Here is an 18,107-nt window from a genome sequence, read left to right as displayed (position 1 = left end):
CCACCACGAGGATTCCCATGACCACCTACGCTGACGCCCCCGCCCCGGCCGCCGACCACCCGGTGGTCGCGGTCCACGAGGCCGGCAAGCCCGCCGTCGTGCACGCCCCGGCCGGGGCCGGTCTCGCCGAGGCCGTGTCCTGGCTGACGGCCCACCGCGAGGAGATCCAGGCCGAGTTGCACCGCTCCGGCGCCGTGCTGCTGCGCGGCCTGCCGGTCACGGACGCCGCGGACTTCGCCGCCGCCCGCGACGCCCTGATCTCGCAGCGCGCCGGGTACAAGGAGAAGGCCACCCCGCGCACCGACTTCGGCGAGGGCGTGTTCTCCTCCACCGACCTCCCGGCCGTGCAGCCGATCCGCCTGCACAACGAGAACAGCTACACCCTGGACTTCCCCGGCGTGCTGCTCTTCGGCTGCGTGACCGCCCCCGAGGAGGGCGGCGCCACCACCGTCGGCGACATGCGCGAGGCGCTGCGGCTGCTGCCGCCGGAGCTGGTCGCCCGCTTCGAGGAGGCCGGCTGGCTGCTCGTACGGAACTACTCCGAGCTGGCGGGCCTGCCCTGGTACAAGACCTTCGCCACCGAGGACAAGGCGGTCGCCGAGGCGTACTGCGCGGAGAACACCGTCGGCTACGAATGGCTCGACGACGACTCGATGGTGACCCGGCAGCGCCGCTCGGCGATCATCACGCACCCGGTGACGGGCGAGCGCAGCTGGTTCAACCACTTCGCGTTCTGGAACAGCCGCACCCTCGACCCCGACGTCCGCGAGGTGCTGGTCGAGACCTACGGCGAGGACGGCCTGCCCTTCAACACCTTCCTCGGGGACGGCAGCCGCCTCACCGACGAGGAGGTCGACGCGATCAACGCGGTCTACGACCGGGTGACGGTCCGCGAGACCTGGCAGGAGGGCGACCTGATGCTCGTCGACAACCTGCTCTGCGCGCACGGCCGCGAGGCCTTCAAGGGCGACCGCAAGATCCTCGTCGCGATGGGCGAGCCGGTCGCGCTGGCCGACTGCTCCCCCGCCTCCCAGCCCTCCACCACCGTCTTCACCGGGAAGTGACCACCACCATGACCGCCGTCCTCCCCGAGCGCCCCGGCGCCACCGCCCGTCCCGCCGCCACCGACCTGCTCGACCGGCTCGCGCAGGCCCCGGCCTCCCGTACCGCCGTGGTCGCCGCCGACCGCGAGCTGACCTTCGCCGAACTGCGCACCGAGGCCATGCGGTTCGCGGGCCGCCTGGCCGCCCGCGGCATCGGCCCCGAGAGCGTGGTCGCGCTGGCCCTGCCCCGCGGCTCGGCCCTCTTCACCGCCCTGATCGGCACCCTCACCGCGGGCGCCGCCTACCTGCCGGTGGACCCCAAGCTCCCCGCCGACCGGCGCCGCTACCTGGTCGAGGACTCCGGCGCCGACCTGGTCGTCACCCCGGACGGGGACACCGCGCCCCTGGCCCCGGGCACCGCCCACGTGGCGATCGGCGAGCTGACCGCCCCCGACGGCGCCCCGGACCCGAAGTACCGGCCCGTGCCGGTGGCCGCCGACGGCCTGGCGTACGTCATCTACACCTCAGGCTCCACCGGCATGCCCAAGGGCGTGGAGGTCCACCGCGGCGCCGCCTCCGCCCTGCTCGCCGAGCTGGAGTCGGAGGGCATCGCGGCCCCCGGCCACGGCCGGGTCGGCTGGAACGCCTCCCCGTCCTTCGACGCCTCCGTGCAGCAGTGGGTGCGGCTCTGCCGCGGCGACACCCTGGTCATGGTGGACGACGAGACCCGCGCCGACCCGGCGCTGCTGGCCCGGTTCGTCGACGAGCGGGCCCTCACCGACCTCGACATCACCCCCTCGCACGCCGAGTCCCTGCTCGACCTGCTGACCGCCGACGGCGGGCCGCGCCCGCTGACCCTCCTCATCGGCGGCGAGGCCATCGGCCCCGCGCTGTGGCAGCGCATCGGCGAGCGGGCCGCGGCCGGGGTGCTGCGCGCGGTCAACCTGTACGGACCCACCGAGTGCACCGTGGACTCCACCGCCGGGTGGATCGACGCCGCGGACGCCCCGCACATCGGCAGCGTGCTGCCCGGCCTGAGCGCGCGGGTCCTCGACGACAAGCTGAACCCGGTGGAGCCCGGCGGCAGCGGCGAGCTGTACCTGGCGGGCCCCCGCGTGGGCCGCGGCTACCGGCGCCGCCCCGCGCTCACCGCCGGACGGTACGTGGCCGACCCGCACGGCGACGGCGCCCGCATGTACCGCACCGGCGACCTGGTGCGGCTGCTGCCCGACGGCCGCCTCGGCTACCTGGGCCGCGCCGACGGCCAGGTCAAGCTGCGCGGCCACCGCGTCGAGCTCCCCGAGATCGAGGCCGCGCTCACCGCTCACCCGGCCGTCGCCGAGGCCGTGGTGCTGCTGCGCGACGAGGTCAACGGCGCCCCCGGCCTGGTGGCCTACCACCGCCCCCAGGACCCGGCCGCGGGCCCCGCCGACGCGGCGGAGCTGCGCACCCACCTGGCGGCCTCGCTGCCCGGCTACATGGTCCCGGCCGCGTTCGTGGCCCTGGACCGCTTCCCCACCACCACCCAGGGCAAGCTGGACCGGGCCGCCCTGCCGGACCCCGCCCCGGCCGCCGCCGACACGGCGGACGCCGCGGACGAGGGGCCTGCACTGACCCGCTCCCAGGCGCTGATCGCCGGGGTCTGGGCCACCGTCCTGGGGGCGAGCCGCGTCGGCCCCGACGACAACTTCTTCAAGCTGGGCGGGCACTCCCTCCTCGCGATCAAGCTGGTGTCCCGGGTGCGCGCCGAACTCGGCGTCGCCCTCCCCGTGAAGGCCGTCTACGCCAACCCCCGGCTGCGCGACCTCGCCGCCCACATCGACACGCTCGTCGCCGCCGCGCCGGGCCAGGACGCATAGGACCGATGACCGTGATCCCGCTGTCGTTCGCCCAGCGCCGGCTGTGGTTCCTGGGCCGCCTCCACGGACCCTCCGCCGCGTACAACGCCCCCGTCGTGCTGCACCTGGACGGGGTGCCGGACCCCGGCGCCCTGCGCGCCGCCCTCGCCGACCTGGTGGACCGGCACGAGGTGCTGCGCACGGTCCTGGCGGCCGGACCCGACGGGGAGCCGCACCAGCAGGTGCGGGACGCCTCCGCCGTACCCCCGCTGACCGTCGAGGACTGCGCGCCCGGCGCCCGCGAGGCGGCCGTGGCCGCCTTCGTCCGGCAGGCGATCGACATCACGGACCGGCCGCCGCTGCTCACCCGGCTGTTCCGGTCCGGTGACGGGACCTCGGTGCTGGTCCTGCTCGTCCACCACGTCGCGACCGACGGCTGGTCGGTCCGGCCGCTGCTGCGGGACCTGGCCGCCGCGTACGCCGCCCGGCTGGCGGGCACCGCCCCCGGCTGGGAGCCGCTGCCCGTCCAGTACACCGACTACACCCTGTGGCAGCACGAGCTGCTGGGCGACCCGGCCGACCCGGGCAGCCTGGCCGCGGAGCAGGTCGCCCACTGGCGGCGGGTGCTCGACGGCGCCCCCGCGCTCACCGCGCTGCCCGCCGACCGCCCCCGCCCGGCCGAGCCCTCCGGGCGCGGCGCCACCGTCACCGGCCGCCTCGACGCGGCCGCCCACGGCGGGCTGCTCGCCCTCGCCCGGAGCCGCCGGGCCAGCCTCACCATGGCGGCCCGGGCGGCCCTGGCCGCCACCCTGGCCGCCGCCGGGGCGGGCGAGGACCTGGTGATCGGCACGCCCGTCGCGGGCCGTCCGGAGGAGGACCTGTACGAGCTGGTCGGGTTCTTCGTGAACTCCCTGGCGCTGCGCACCGACGTGTCCGGGGACCCGTCGGCCGCCGAACTCCTCGACCGGGTCCGCGAGGCGGACCTCGCCGCCTACGAGCACCAGGAGCTGCCCTTCGACGTCCTGGTGGAGCGGCTGGCTCCCGAACGCGCCCTGGGGCACCACCCGTTCTTCCAGGTGATGCTGACGGTGGCGGCCGAGGGACCGGACTCCGGGCCGCTGCGGCTCGCCGGGGGCCTCACCGGCACCACCGCCGACACCGGCCTGGACGCCGCCAAGTTCGACCTGACCTGGTACTGCGCCGAACGGCACACCGCCGAAGGACGCCCCGACGGCCTGGACGTGGCGCTGACCTACGCCGAGGACCTGTTCGACGAGGACACCGCCCGCCTCCTGCTCGGCGGCTACCTCAAGGCCCTCGCCGCCTTCGCGGACGCGCCGACGCGCCCGGTGGGCGCGCTGGAGCCCTTCTCCGCCGCCGAGCGCACGGCGCTGGCCGGGCGCCGCGAGCGCCTGGAGCGGGAGGCCGCGGAGCGGGCCGCACCGGCGCCCGCCCCGGTCCGCACCGACGTCCTCGCGCCGCGCGAGGAGATCCTGTGCGGCCTCTTCGCGGAGGTCCTGGGCCTGGACGCGCTGCCCGCGGACGCCAACTTCTTCCGCAACGGCGGCCATTCGCTGCTCGCGGGCAAGCTCGTCAACCGGATCCGGGCCGCCCTGGGCGTCCAGGCCGGCATCCGCGACCTGTTCCTCGCCCCGACCCCGGCCGCCCTGCACCGCAGGCTGGCCGCCGCCGCGGACCCCACGGACGGGACGGGCGCCCGTCCCGCCCTGACCGCCGTCCCGGCCGGGGAGCGGCCCGCCCTGCTGCCGCTGTCGGCGGCGCAGCGCGCGCTCTGGCTGCTCGGCCGCATCGAGGGGGCCTCGGCCGCGTACAACGCCCCGCTGGTGCTCCGCCTGGACGGGGTGCCCGACCGGCGGGCGCTGACGGCGGCGCTGGCCGACGTGACCGGCCGCCACGAGGTGCTGCGCACGGCCTACGCGGCCGAGGGCGGGGAGCCGTACCAGCGGGTGCGGCCCCTGGACGAGGCTCCGGTCCCGCGGTGGCACGAGGTCCCGGCCGCCGGACTGGACGCGGCGGTCGAGGAGTTCGGCCGGCAGCACCTGGACCTGGCGGCGGAGGGCCCGCTGCGGGCCGCCGTGTTCCTCCCCGGTGACGGCACGGCCGTGCTGGTGCTGCTGGTGCACCACATCGCCACCGACGGCTGGTCGCTGGCCCCGCTGCTGCGGGACCTCGGCGAGGCGTACGGGGCGCGGCTGGCGGGCCGGGCGCCGGGATGGCGGGCGCTGCCGGTGCAGTACGCCGACTTCGCACTGTGGCAGCGGGCGCTGCTGGCCGGACCGGCCAGGGACCGGCTGCTGGGCTTCTGGAAGGAGGCGCTGGACGGGCTGCCGGCGCGGACGGCGCTCCCGTACGACCGGCCGCGCCCGGCCGAGCCGAGCGGGCGCGGGGCCGCGGTGACGGCCGTCCTGGACGCGGACGCGCACCGGGGCCTGGCGGGTCTGGCGCGGGAGCGGCGGGCCAGCCTGTTCATGGTGGCGCGGGCCGCGCTCGCGGCGGCCCTGTCGGCGGCCGGGGCGGGGACCGACCTGGCGGTGGGCACGCCGGTGGCGGGCCGCTCCGACGAGGCGCTGCACGACCTGGTCGGCTGCTTCGTCAACTCGCTGGTGCTCCGCGCCGACCTGGCCGGCGACCCGGCGGTGGGCGCGCTGGTGGACCGGCTGCGCGACGCCGACCTGGCGGCCTTCGACCATCAGGACCTGCCCTTCGACGTGCTGGTGGAGGAGCTGGCGGAGCCCGGCCGCGCGCTGGGCGAACACCCCTTCTTCCAAGTGATGCTGACGGTCCGTGAGACATCGGTCGAGGAGGTGCGCCTGGGGCCGCTGACGGCCGCCGCGGGCAGCGCCGACCTGGGCGCGGCCAAGTTCGACCTGTCCTTCCACTGCGCGGTGCGGCGGTCCGCGGACGGTGCGCCCGCCGGTCTCGACCTGCACCTGCAGTACGCGGAGGACCTGTTCGACGCGGAGACGGCCGCGCTGCTGCTCTCGGTGTTCGGGCGGGCCCTGCGGGCCTTCGCGGGCGCCGCGGCCGGTCCGGGGGCGCGCCTTTCGGAGCTGGAGCTGGTGACGGCGGCCGAGGCGCGGGCCCTGGCCGGGCGGCGGGAGCGCCTCGCGGAGGCGGCGCGGCGGGCGGAGGCCGGTGCGGGCGCGACCGCCGGGGCAGCCGGTCCGGCGGCCCCGCGGGTGGAGATCCTGTGCGCGCTGTTCGCGCAGGCCCTGGGCCGCGAGGAGCACGGCCCCGAGGCCAACTTCTTCAAGTCGGGCGGGCATTCGCTGCTGGCCAGCAAGCTGGTCAACCGGGTGCGCGCGGTGCTGGGCGTGGAGGCGGGCATCCGGGATCTGTTCCTGGCCCCGACCCCGGCCGCCCTGCACAAGCGGCTCGGCGCGGCCGGTGCGGCGGGGACCGCCCGTCCGGCACCGGTGGCGGTGCCCGCGGCGGACCGGCCCCGGCGGCTCCCGCTGTCGTACGCGCAGCGCCGCCTGTGGTTCGTGGACCAGCTGGAGGGCCCGTCCTCGACGTACAACATCGCGCTGGTGCGCCGGCTGGACCGGCCGCTGGACCCGATGGCGCTGGCGGACGCCCTGGCGGACGTGGCGGCGCGGCACGAGGTGCTGCGCACGGTGTACGGGGCCGAGGGCGGGGAGCCGTACCAGGAGGTGCTCGCGCAGGCCCGGCCGCAGCTGGAGCTGGGGCGTCCGGCGGACGTGGCGGCGGCGGTGGACGCGGCCGCGGGCCACGTCTTCGACCTGGCGCGCGACCTGCCGCTGCGGGCCTGGCTGTTCTTCCCGCAGGGCGAGGGGCGGCAGACGCTGGTGCTGCTGCTGCACCACATCGCGGCGGACGGCTGGTCCACGGGGCCGCTGCTCGCGGACCTGTCGGCCGCGTACGAGGCGCGGGCGGGGGGCCGGACCCCGGAGGCTCCGGCGCTGCCGCTGCAGTACGCCGACTACACGCTGTGGCAGCGGGAGTCGCTGGCGGGTGACGGGGCCGACCGGGAACTGCGGTTCTGGGAGCGGACGCTGGCGGGTCTCGCGCCGCTGACGGACCTGCCGACGGACCTGCCGCGTCCGGCGCTGCCCTCGGGCCGGGGCGGGCTCACCGGGTTCACGGTCTCCGCCGAGGCGCACAAGTCCCTGGTGCGGACGGCTCGTTCACGCGGCGCCACGCTCTTCATGGCGGTCCAGGCGGCCCTGGCGGCCTGCCTGACCCGGCTGGGGGCGGGCACGGACCTGGCGCTTGGCACGACCGTGGCCGGGCGGGGCGACGAGGCGCTCTCGGGTCTCGTCGGGTTCTTCGTGAACACGCTGGTGCTGCGGACGGACACCTCGGGGGACCCGGAGTTCGGGACGCTCCTGGAGCGGGTCAGGGACGCGGACCTGGCGGCCTACGACCACCAGGAGCTGCCCTTCGACCGGCTGGTGGAGCACCTGAACCCGCACCGGTCGTCGGCGCACCACCCGCTGGTGCAGGTGATGCTCCAGGTGAACGCGCTGGCGGGGGCGGCGGGACCGCTGACGGGCCCGCTGGCGGGCACGGAGCTGCCGTTCGGCTCGGCCACGGCCAAGTCGGACCTGACCTTCGCGCTGACCGAGCGCGAGGACGGTTCGCTGGCGGGGGTGCTGGAGTACGCGACGGACCTGTACGGTCCCGCGGGCGCGGCCCGTCTCGCGGCCCTGCTGGGGTCGGCGCTCGAACTGTTCGCGGCGGACCCGTCGGCGCGGGTCGGCGATCTGGCGGCCCCGGCGGACCGGCGCGGGGAGCGGCCGCTCGTGGGCGGTTACCGGATCGACCTGGCGCACGTCACGGAGGTGCTCTCGGCCCACCCCGCGGTGCGTTCGGCCCGGGTCGCGGCCGAGGACGGCCGGCTGCTGGCCGAGGTGGTGGCAGCCGGGGCCGCGGAGGCCGGGGTCACGGAGGCCGTCCTGCAGTCCTGGGCGGCGGAGCGGCTGCCGGAGTACGCGGTGCCGGCGGCGGTGACGCTGTCCGGGGAGCCCTCCCCGGGGGCCGCCGGAGCGGACGGGCCCGGTGCGGCGGCGGCCGGTGCGGCGCCGGAGGGCGGGGCGGGGGCCACGGGGGACCTGCTGCTCGCGGGCCTGCTGAGGCTGTTCGCCGAGGTCCTCGACGGGCGGGACGTGGGCCCGGGGGACAACTTCTTCAAGGCGGGCGGGCATTCGCTGCTCGCGGTGCGGCTGGTCAACCGGGTCCGCGGCGAGCTGGGCCGTGAGCTGACCCTGCGCGAGGTGTTCCGGCACCCGACGCCCGCGAAGCTGGCGGCCTTCCTGGCGGCGGCGGCCGTCCCGGCCGGCCCGCTGCTCGTGGTGCCGCCGGTCCCGCCGACCCCGCCGCCCCTGCGCCGCCGCACCCGCGGCGGCGCCCGGGTCCGGCAGCCGTAGCGGGGCGGTACGACGCGCTGGTGAGGTCCAAGAGGCCCGTCCCCTCGGGGGGCCCGTCCCCCCCGGGGGGCGGGCCTCCTCGCGTTCCGGCAACGTTCCGGCGACGTGGGGGAACGCCCTCGCGTTCCGGCGACGTTCCGGCGACGTGGGGGAACGCCCTCGCGTTACGGAGACGCGGCGGATCGCCGGATCCGGCCCCGGCTTCGACGAGCGGCAGCGGTGAGCGGCAGTGGCGACCGGCAGTTCGGGGGCAGCGCGGCGGGGCGGAGCTGCCCCGGGGACTGCCCGCCCGGGGCCCGGGCCGTACCTAGCGTGGGGGCACGTCACCCCGCTCCTCCCCCGACCCCCTCGCCTGGAGGCCCCGCGATGCCCTCGACCGCCCCCACCGCCTCCGCCGTCCTGGACGGCGGCCCGGCGCCCAGCCCGGCGCCCCGCGTCCTGGACCGGATCGCCGGGCAGGACGCCGAGCGGGTGGCCCTGGTCCACGGCGACCGGCGGATGACGTACGGCCAGCTGGCCCTCGCCGTGGCGCTCCGCGCCGACGAACTGGCCGCCCTGGGCGCCGGTCCCGGCCGTCTGGTGGCCGTGCGGCGGCCCCGGGGCGTCGAGGCGGTCGTGGCCCTGCTCGCGGTGTTGCGGACCGGCGCGGCCTACCTGCCGCTCGACCCGGCCGCCCCGGCCGCCCGCACCGCCGCGGTCCTCGCCGACTGCACCGGCTCCGAGCAGCCCGCGGCGGCCGAGGGCGAGACCGTGCTGCCGGGCCCGGGCGTCGGCCCCGACGACGCGTACGTGATCTACACCTCGGGCTCCACCGGCACCCCGAACGGCGTGGTCATCGGGCAGGACGCGCTGGCCCACTTCACCGCGGGGGCCACCGAGGTCTACCGGATCACCGCCGAGGACCGGGTGCTGCAGTTCGCGCCGCTGCACTTCGACGCCAGCGTCGAGGAGGTGTTCTGCACCCTGGGCGCCGGCGCCACCCTGGTGCTGCGCGAGGACGAGATGCTGGACGTGCCCGGGCTGCTCGCGGGCTGCGCCGCCCACGGGATCACCGTCCTGGACCTGCCCACCGCCTACTGGCACGAGCTGGCGCACGCGGTGTCCACCGGTCTGGCCGAACTGCCGTCCTCCGTACGGACCGTGGTCATCGGCGGGGAGGCCGCGCTGCCGGAGCGGGTGGCGCGGTGGGCGGCGGCCGTGGACCCGGAGCGGGTCCGGCTGCTGAACACGTACGGGCCCACCGAGGCCACCGTGGTCGCCACCGTCGCGGACCTGTCCCGGTACGCGGGCGGCCCGGTGCCCATCGGCACCCCGCTGCCCGGGGTGCGGGCCGCCGTGGTGGAGGGCGAGCTGTGGCTGCTCGGCGGCGGGCTGGCCCGGGGCTACCTGGGGCGGCCCGAGCTGACGGAGCGCCGGTTCGCCCGGCTCGGCGGCGAGCGCGCCTACCGCACCGGCGACCTGGTGCGGGTGCGCGAGGACGGCCTGCTGGGCTTCGAGGGCCGCGCCGACGACGAGGTGAAGATCAACGGCCACCGGGTGGACCCGGCCTCCGTGGAGTCGGTGCTCTCCGGGCACCCGGCCGTGCGCGAGGCGGCCGTGGTCGCCGTGGCCGCGCCGGGCGGCGGCAAGCGGCTGGCCGCCTTCGTGGTCGCCGACCCCGGCACCGACGGGCCCGCCCTGCGCGAGCACACCCGTCTCGCGCTGCCCGCCGCGGCCGTGCCCGGCGCCTTCGAGCTGGTCCCGGCGCTGCCCCGGACCTCCTCGGGGAAGATCGACCGCAAGGCGCTGCGGGCCTCGGCGGAGCGGACGGCGCCCGCCGCCCCCGGCGCCCCGGACCCGGCGTACGACGTGTTCGCCGGGGAGCCGCTGCCCGAGGAGGACCGGGTGCCCCTGTCGTACGCGCAGCGCCGCCTGTGGTTCCTCGCCGGGCTCGAAGGCCCCTCCACCACCTACCACCTGCCGCTGGTGCTCCGCCTGGACGAGGTCCCCGACGAGGACGCGCTGGCCGCCGCGCTGGCCGACCTGGTGGAGCGGCACGAGGTGCTGCGCACCGTGTACCCGGCGGTCGCCGGGGAGCCCTACCAGCACGTCCTCCCGGCGCCGCCGGTCCCGCTGGACGTGCGCCGTCCCGCCCCCGGGGCGCTCGACGCCGACGTGGCCCGGTTCACCGCGGGCACCTTCGACCTCGCCGCCCAACTCCCGCTGCGAGCCGCCCTGTTCCTCACCGAAGAGGAGCCGGGCGGGGAGGAGCCGAGCGGGGAGCGGACGGGCGGGGTGCCCGTCGCCACCCTGGTGCTGCTGACCCACCACATCGCCACCGACGGCTGGTCGCTGGGCCCGCTCCTCGCCGACCTCGGCACCGCCTACGCGGCGCGGCGCGCGGGCGCCGGGCCCGGCTGGGAGGCGCTGGAGATCCAGTACGCCGACTACACCCTGTGGCAGCAGGACCTCCTCGCGGACCCGGCGGCCCTGCTGGCGCACTGGACCTCCGCCCTGGACGGCATGCCGACCGTGCTCGACCTGCCCGCGGACCGGCCGCACCCGGCCGAGCCCACCGGCACCGGCGCCACCGTCACGGCCCGCCTGGACGCGGAGGCGCTGCGCCGGCTGACGGCGCTCGGCGAGGACCGGGGCGCGAGCCTGCTCATGGTGGTCCAGCCCGCCCTCGCCCTGGCGCTGGCGGCGGCCGGGGCCGGGGACGACATCGCCGTGGGCACCCCCGTCGCGGGCCGCGGCGACGAGGCCCTGGACGAACTGGTGGGCTTCTTCGTCAACACACTGGTGCTGCGCACCGACGTGGCGGGACCCGCCACGTACGCCGAACTCGTCGACCGGGCCCGGGAGGCGGACCTCGCCGCCTACGCCCACCAGGACCTGCCCTTCGACCTGCTGGTGGAGCACCTCTCTCCCGAACGCGGCCTCGCCGTCAACCCGTTCTTCCAGGTGATGCTCACCGCCCAGGAGGAGGACGGCTCCGGCCTGCGCGCCGCGGGACCGCTCGCCGGCACCTTCGCCCCACCCGGCCTGGAAGCGGCCAAGTTCGACCTCAACGCCTCCTGCGTGGCGCTGCCCGGTGACGGCGGTCTCGAGGTGTGGTGGCAGTACGCGGCCGACCGCTTCGAGCCGGAGACCGCCCGGCTGCTGCTCGACCTGTTCGTCCGCGCCCTGGAGCGGGCCGCCGCCGACCCGCACGCCGTCACCGACGCCCGGGCGCTGCTCACGGGGCAGGAGGCGGACCGGATCGCCGCCCTGCGCGCCGGGCTGGCCCGCGCCGAGGAGGAGCGGCGCGCGGCGGCGGCCCTGGAGGCCGCGGGCACCGGCCGGGACGCCGGGCACGAGGCCGCCGTCACCCTGCTGCGGGGCCTGTTCGCCGAGATGATCGGGGTGGAGTCGATCGGCCCCGACGACAACTTCTTCTCCGTGGGCGGGCACTCCATGGCCGGGGTGCGCCTGGTCAACCGGATCCGCGCCGCCCTCGGCACCGAGGCACGCATCCGCGACCTGTTCCTCGCCCCCACCCCCGCCCTGCTGGCGGCCCGCCTGCTGCGCGCGGCCGCGCCCTCGGGGCGCCCCGGCCCCGTCCCCGTACCGCCGGAGCTGCGGCCCGGGAGGCTGCCGCTGTCGTACGCGCAGCGCCGGCTGTGGTTCGTGGACCAGCTGGAGGGCCCGAGCCGTTCGTACACCATCCCCTTCGCCGTGCGCCTGGACCGGCCGCTGGACCCGGCGGTGCTCGCCGACGCCCTCGCGGACGTCGCGGACCGGCACGAGGTGCTGCGCACGGTCTACCCGGCGGTGGAGGGCGAGCCGTACCAGCGGGTGCTCTCGGGCCCGGCCGCGCGGCCGGCGCTCGACGTGGTGTCCTGCCCGGCCGGGGAGCTGGCGGACGCCGTGGACGCGGCCGCGGGCCGGGTCTTCGACCTGGCCGCCGACCTGCCGGTGCGGGCCGCGCTGATCACCCCGGAGGGCTCCGGCACCGGTCCGGCGGAGGCCGGACAGGTGCTGGTCCTGGTGGTGCACCACATCGCCGCCGACGGCTGGTCCACCGGACCGCTGCTGTCGGACCTGTCCGCGGCCTACGCGGCCCGGGCCGGAGGCACCGCCCCCGGCTGGGAGCCGCTGCCGGTCCAGTACGCCGACTACACCCTGTGGGAGCGGGCGGCGCTGACCGGGGAGGCCGCCGAGGAGCACGTGGAGTTCTGGCGGGAGGCCCTGGCGGGCGCGCCCGAGGTGCTGGAGCCGACCCCGGCCAGGACCCGGCCCGCGGACGCCTCCCGGCGCGGCGCGGCCGTGCCGGTGGCCCTGGACGCCGGGGTCCACGCCCGCCTGGAGGAGCTGGCCCTGGCCCACGGCGCCTCCCTGTTCATGGTGGTGCAGGCGGCCGTGGCGGCCCTGCTCACCCGGCACGGGGCGGGCAGCGACCTGCCGCTGGGCACGGTGGTCGCGGGCCGCGACGACGAGGCCCTGTCGGACCTGGTGGGCTTCTTCGTCAACACGCTGGTGCTGCGCTGCGACACCTCCGGCGACCCGGCCTTCGGTGAGCTCCTCGACCGGGTCCGCGCCACCGACCTGGCGGCCTTCGCCCACCAGGAGCTGCCCTTCGACCTGCTGGTGGAGCGCCTCAACCCGGCCCGCTCGACGGCCCGGCACCCGCTGGTGCAGACGGTGGTGCAGGTCCACCCGGCCGAGCCGGAGACCCCGCCGGGCACCGCCCTGGCCGGCACCCCGCTGGGCACCGAGTCCGGGTTCACCAAGTTCGACCTGACGGTGTCCCTGCGCGAGGAGCGCACCCCGGACGGGGCCGCCGACGGCCTGGCGGGCGTACTGGAGTACGCGACCGACCTGTACGACGCGGACACCGCCGCGATGCTCGCCGTCCACCTGGAGCGGACCCTGCGCGCGGTGGCCGCCGACCCGGGGCTGCGCGTCGGGGACCTGCCGCTGCTCTCCGCGGAGGAGGAGCACCGGCTGGTGGTGGAGTACAACGACACCGCCGTCCCGCGGGCCGCCCTCGGCCTGGTCCACGAGCGGTTCTCCGCGCAGGCCCGCCGCACCCCCGACCGCACGGCGCTGTCCTTCGGCGACGAGCGGGTGAGCTACGCCGAGCTGGACGCCCGCGCCAACGCGCTGGCGCACCGCCTGATCGCGGCCGGGGTCGCCCGCGAGGACGCCGTCGGCGTGCTCATGGACCGCACCCCGCTGCTGCTGGTGGCCGCGCTGGCGGTGCTCAAGTGCGGTGCGGCGTACGTGCCGCTGGACCCGCGGCTGCCCGAGGCCCGGGTCCGCATGGTCCGGGAGGACACCGGGGCGCGGGTGCTGCTCACGCAGGGCGGGCACCTGGGCTCGGCGGCAGCGGTGCAGGAGGCCGCCGCGGGGGTGCTGGTGCTGGCCGCGGACGCGGCGGGCGAGGACCCGGGCGGGGCCGCCGGCTGGGAGGCCCGCACCGAGGACCCGGGCGTCGCGGTGGGCGAGGACTCCCTGATGTACGTGATGTTCACCTCGGGCTCCACCGGCCGCCCCAAGGGCGTCGGGGTCACCCACCGCAACGTCACCGAGCTGGTGACGGACCGCTGCTGGGACCTGGAGCACCACCGGCGGATGCTGGTGCACTCGGCGATCGGCTTCGACGCCTCCACGTACGAGCTGTGGGTGCCGCTGCTGGGCGGCGGCGAGCTGGTCGTCTGCCCCGGGGACGGCACCGACCTCGCGGAGATCGACCACACGGTCCGCAGCCAGGGCGTGAGCGCCGCCTACTTCACGATGGGCCTGTTCCACATCATGGCCGACGAGGGCCTGGACACCCTGAAGCTGCTGGACGAGGTGTGGACGGGCGGCGACGTGGCCTCCCCCAGCGCCCTGCAGCGGGTCCTCACCCACTGCCCGGACACGGTGCTGGTGCACAGCTACGGGCCCACCGAGACCACCTTCGCCTCGCACTGGCAGCGCTTCTCCACCGAGGAGCGGACCGTGCACGGGGTGTACCTGGGGGCGGCCCTGGACAACACCCGGGTCTACGTCCTGGACGAGAAGCTGCGGCCGGTGCCGCGCGGCGTGGCCGGGGAGATGTACCTGGCGGGCAGTCAGGTGGCACGCGGCTACCTGGGGCGGCCGGGGCTCACCTCGGAGCGCTTCCTGCCGGACCCGTTCGGCGCGGACGGCGGCCGGATGTACCGCACCGGCGACCTGGTGCACTGGACCGCCGGGGGCGAACTGCGCTTCCTGGGACGGGCGGACGGGCAGGTCAAGCTCCGCGGGTTCCGGATCGAGCCCGGCGAGATCGAGGCCACGCTGGCCCGGCACCCCGGGGTCGGGCAGGTCGCGGTGGTGGTCTTCGAGGAGGGCCCCGGCGGGAAGCGCCTGGTGGCGTACGCCGTGCCGCGCGCCGGGCACGGGCTGACCCCGGAGGGCCTGCTGCGCTGGGCCGCGGACGAGCTGCCCGAGCACATGGTGCCCTCGGCGGCGGTCCTGCTTGACGCCATCCCGCTGACCGTCAACGGCAAGCCGGACCGCGCGGCGCTGCCCGCGCCCGCCCCGGCGGAGCGCACCGCGGGGCGGGCCCCGCGCACCCCGCGCGAGGAGCTGCTGTGCGGGCTGTTCTCCGAGGTGCTGGGGGTGGCGGAGGTCGGCATCGACGACAACTTCTTCACCCTGGGCGGGCATTCGCTGCTCGGCGTGCGGCTGATCAGCCGGATGCGGGCGGTGCTCGGCCTGGAGCTGGGCGTACGGGACCTGTTCCGCACGCCGACCGTGGCGGGGCTGCTCGGGGACGAGCCCACCGGCTTCGACCCGATGGGCGTGGTGCTGCCGCTGCACGCGAAGGGCAGCAGGAACCCGCTGTTCTGCCTCCACCCGGGCACGGGCGTCGGCTGGACCTACGCCGGCCTCACCCGCCACCTGGGCCCGGACCAGCCGCTCTACGCCATCCAGGCGCGGGCGCTGAGCGAGCTGGGGCACTCCCCGGAGTCGGTGGAGGAGATGGTGGCGGACTACCTGCCGCTGATCCGCGAGGTCCAGCCGCACGGCCCGTACCGCTTCCTGGGCTGGTCCTTCGGCGGGACCGTCGCGCACGCCCTGGCGGTGCGCCTGGCCGAACTGGGCGAGCGCACCGAGCTGCTGGCCATGATGGACGTCCACCTGCTGCCGACGGAGCCCGTGCGCCGCCGGATGACCCCGGCGCAGAAGCGGGACATGCTGGTCGGCGACGCCTCGGACGAGCCCGAGGACGCGCCCTTCGACACGGACGCCCTGATCGACCTGGTCCGGCTGAAGGACCCGGTGCTCGGCGCCTTCTCCGACGAGGAGATCCGCTCGGTGATCGGTGCCTCCATCGACCACGCCGAAATCATGAACCTCTATTCCCCGCGCCCCGTGAAAACGGACATGCTCTTCCTCGGCGCACTGGAGGACGGGGAAACGGAGAACACCCTCGCACAGCACTGGATTCCCTATGTAGACGGCACCGTGGAAAACCACTTGATCGGAGTTCCGCACACCAGAATGGGTGAACCGGAACCGCTTTCCCTGATCGGCCGCATCCTTTCCGAGAAACTGAGGAGCCTGTCATGACCAACCCCTTCGACGACGCCGATGGCACCTTCCACGTCGTGGTGAACAGCGAGGGCCAGCACGCCCTGTGGCCCGTGTTCGCGGACGTTCCCGCAGGCTGGGACGTGGCGTGGGGTCCGGGTACGCACGCCGGCGCGCTGGCCTACGTGGAGCAGAACTGGACCGACATCCGCCCGCTGAGCCTCGTGGCCCAGTACTCCTGAACGACCCCGGGGAATTCCTCGGAGGAATCCCCCGGACAATCCCGGAAGGCCGTGCCCACACCCGTGCGGGCACGGCCTTCCGCGTGCCTGGAGGAGATTCGACCGGGCCCGCCGGCCGCGTTTCCGCATTGCGCTAGTTCCCCTCATACTGCCGCCGGAACTTCCCCTCGGAAGGCCCGGCGTTTCCTATATTTCTGAGCATGCGACGACGGAATGTCAACATCCTGCTGACGGGCACGGCCTCGGATTCCCATACCTGGAACCTCGTCTACCTCCAGCTGTTCCTGGAGGAGCTCGGGCACCCGGTCCGCAACCTCGGGCCGTGCGTCACCGACGAGCTGCTGACCGCGGCCTGCGCCGCGGACCGGCCGGACCTCGTGGTCGTCAGCAGCGTCAACGGGCACGGCTACCGCGACGGGCTGGGCGCGGTGCGCGCCCTGCGCGGGGCGGGCCTGGGCACCCCCGTCGTCGTCGGCGGCAAGCTGAGCACCGCGGGCCGGCCCGACCCGGTGCAGCGCGGCCGGCTGCTGGCGGCGGGCTGCGCGGCCGTGTTCGACGACGGCGACACCGGCGCCCTGCGCACCTGGCTGGACACCGCCTTCGACCGGCGGGCCGCCGCATGAGCGGCACCGCCACCCGCCCCGCCACGGCGGCGCCCGCCTCCCCCGCGGCCACGCCGCACCCGTCGTTCGGCGGCTTCGTCGCCGCCGCGGCGGCCGCGGGCCGGCTGGTGGTCCAGCCCCGGATGGGCTTCGCCGACCCCGCCCTGATGCGGCACGGGCTGTCCCGTACCCGCAGGGCCGTCGCCACCACCGTCGGCACCCTGACCATCGACAGCTACACCCGCGTCGGGGACCTGGCCGGCGCCCGGGCCGCCCTGGACGAGGGGGCCCGCCTCAACGGCTACCCCATCGCCAGCCACCCCGCCGCCGTCACCCGGGACCTGCTCGACGGGGTGCGCGACGCCTCCTTCCCGGTGCAGGTCCGGCACGGCTCCTCCCGCCCGGAGGCGATCATCCGGGCCGCGGCGGCGGCCGGGCTCGACGCGACCGAGGGCGGCCCCGTCTCGTACTGCCTGCCCTACGGCCGCACCCCGCTCGCCCGGTCGGTGGACAACTGGGCCCGCGCCTGCGAGCTGCTGGCCGAGCTGGCGCCCGCCCCGCGCAGGCCGCACCTGGAGACCTTCGGGGGCTGCATGCTCGGCCAGCTCTGCCCGCCCGGACTGCTGGTGGCCATCAGCCTGCTGGAGGCGGTGTTCTTCGTACGCCACGGCATCCGCAGCGTCTCCCTGAGCTACGCCCAGCAGACCCACCCCGGGCAGGACGCCGAGGCCGTCCGCGCGCTGCGCCGCCTCGCGCGGGAGTTCCTGCCCGCGGACGTGGACCGGCACGTGGTGCTGTACGCGTACATGGGCGTCTTCCCGCACACCGAACGGGGCGCCACCCGGCTCCTGGAGGACTCCGCGCAGCTCGCGGTCCGGGCCGGGGCGCAGCGCCTGATCGTCAAGACCACCGCGGAGGCGCACCGCATCCCCTCGGTCCGGGAGAACGTCCGGGCCCTGGAGACGGCCGCCGCCGCGTCCTCCCTGGCCGGGCGGCCGGTGGCCGGCCCCGAGCCGGAGGAGGCGGACGGCGAGGTGTACCGCGAGGCCCGGGCCCTGGTGGAGGCCGTCCTGGAGCTCTCCGACGACCCGGGGCGGGCGCTGCGCGCGGCCTTCGCGCGGGGCGTGCTCGACGTCCCGTTCTGCCTGCACCCCGACAACGCGGGGCGCAGCCGGAGCTTCCTCGACCCGGCCGGACGGCTGCGCTGGTCCGACACCGGCGCCATGCCGGTGGTCCCGTACGCGTCCCCGACCGGGCGGACCCCGCTGACCTCGGACGGACTGCTGCGGGCCCTGTACGCGGTGGCCGACCGCTACGACGGCCCGGACGGCCCGCCCGCCCGGGCCCGCCCCGCCCGGGAGCGGGACGCCGTCACCGCCGCGAGCCCGTCGTGACCCCGCCCGCTCCGCCCGCCCCGCCGTCACCCCCATCCCCCGCACAAGGAGTC

7 protein-coding genes are annotated in these 18,107 nt (G+C 76.7%); all 7 read left to right on the top strand.

What is annotated here, in order from left to right; all coding sequences use genetic code 11:
- The first annotated feature begins 17 nt into the window (after nucleotides 1-17).
- The 7 genes from ABT160_RS03975 (at nucleotide 18) to ABT160_RS03945 (ending at nucleotide 18,054) form a co-directional block, all read left to right on the top strand.
- A complete protein-coding gene (locus ABT160_RS03975; protein WP_351643209.1) occupies nucleotides 18-1,064 on the top strand; it encodes a TauD/TfdA family dioxygenase in 1,047 nt (348 codons plus the stop codon).
- 8 nt (nucleotides 1,065-1,072) lie between these two features.
- On the top strand, nucleotides 1,073-2,902 hold the full coding sequence (locus ABT160_RS03970; protein WP_351643207.1) for a non-ribosomal peptide synthetase: 1,830 nt from the start codon (nucleotides 1,073-1,075) through the stop codon (nucleotides 2,900-2,902).
- An 11-nt stretch (nucleotides 2,903-2,913) separates the two neighbouring features.
- Complete coding sequence (locus ABT160_RS03965; protein ID WP_502984159.1) at nucleotides 2,914-8,292, top strand: condensation domain-containing protein; 5,379 nt, start codon at nucleotides 2,914-2,916, stop codon at nucleotides 8,290-8,292.
- Between the two features lie 366 nt (nucleotides 8,293-8,658).
- Nucleotides 8,659-15,855: a non-ribosomal peptide synthetase gene (locus tag ABT160_RS03960; RefSeq protein WP_351643201.1), complete on the top strand. Its 7,197-nt coding sequence runs from the start codon at nucleotides 8,659-8,661 to the stop codon at nucleotides 15,853-15,855.
- Nucleotides 15,852-16,058 carry an MbtH family protein gene (locus ABT160_RS03955; protein WP_351643199.1) on the top strand — a complete coding sequence of 69 codons (207 nt, stop codon included), beginning with the start codon at nucleotides 15,852-15,854 and terminating at the stop codon, nucleotides 16,056-16,058. The genes ABT160_RS03960 and ABT160_RS03955 overlap by 4 nt, the downstream gene beginning before the upstream one ends.
- 200 nt (nucleotides 16,059-16,258) lie before the next feature.
- Nucleotides 16,259-16,681, top strand: a complete 423-nt coding sequence (locus ABT160_RS03950) for a cobalamin B12-binding domain-containing protein (protein WP_351643196.1) — start codon at nucleotides 16,259-16,261, stop codon at nucleotides 16,679-16,681.
- Nucleotides 16,678-18,054 (top strand): methylaspartate mutase, encoded by a 1,377-nt coding sequence (locus tag ABT160_RS03945; protein WP_351643194.1) that lies wholly within the window; start codon nucleotides 16,678-16,680, stop codon nucleotides 18,052-18,054. The genes ABT160_RS03950 and ABT160_RS03945 overlap by 4 nt, the downstream gene beginning before the upstream one ends.
- The last annotated feature ends 53 nt before the right edge of the window (nucleotides 18,055-18,107 follow it).

The organism is Streptomyces sp. NPDC001941, from assembly GCF_040296945.1.
Taxonomy (GTDB): Bacteria; Actinomycetota; Actinomycetes; order Streptomycetales; family Streptomycetaceae; genus Streptomyces.
Note: the sequence above shows the minus strand (reverse complement) of the source record. Positions and strands in the feature narration are given on the sequence as shown.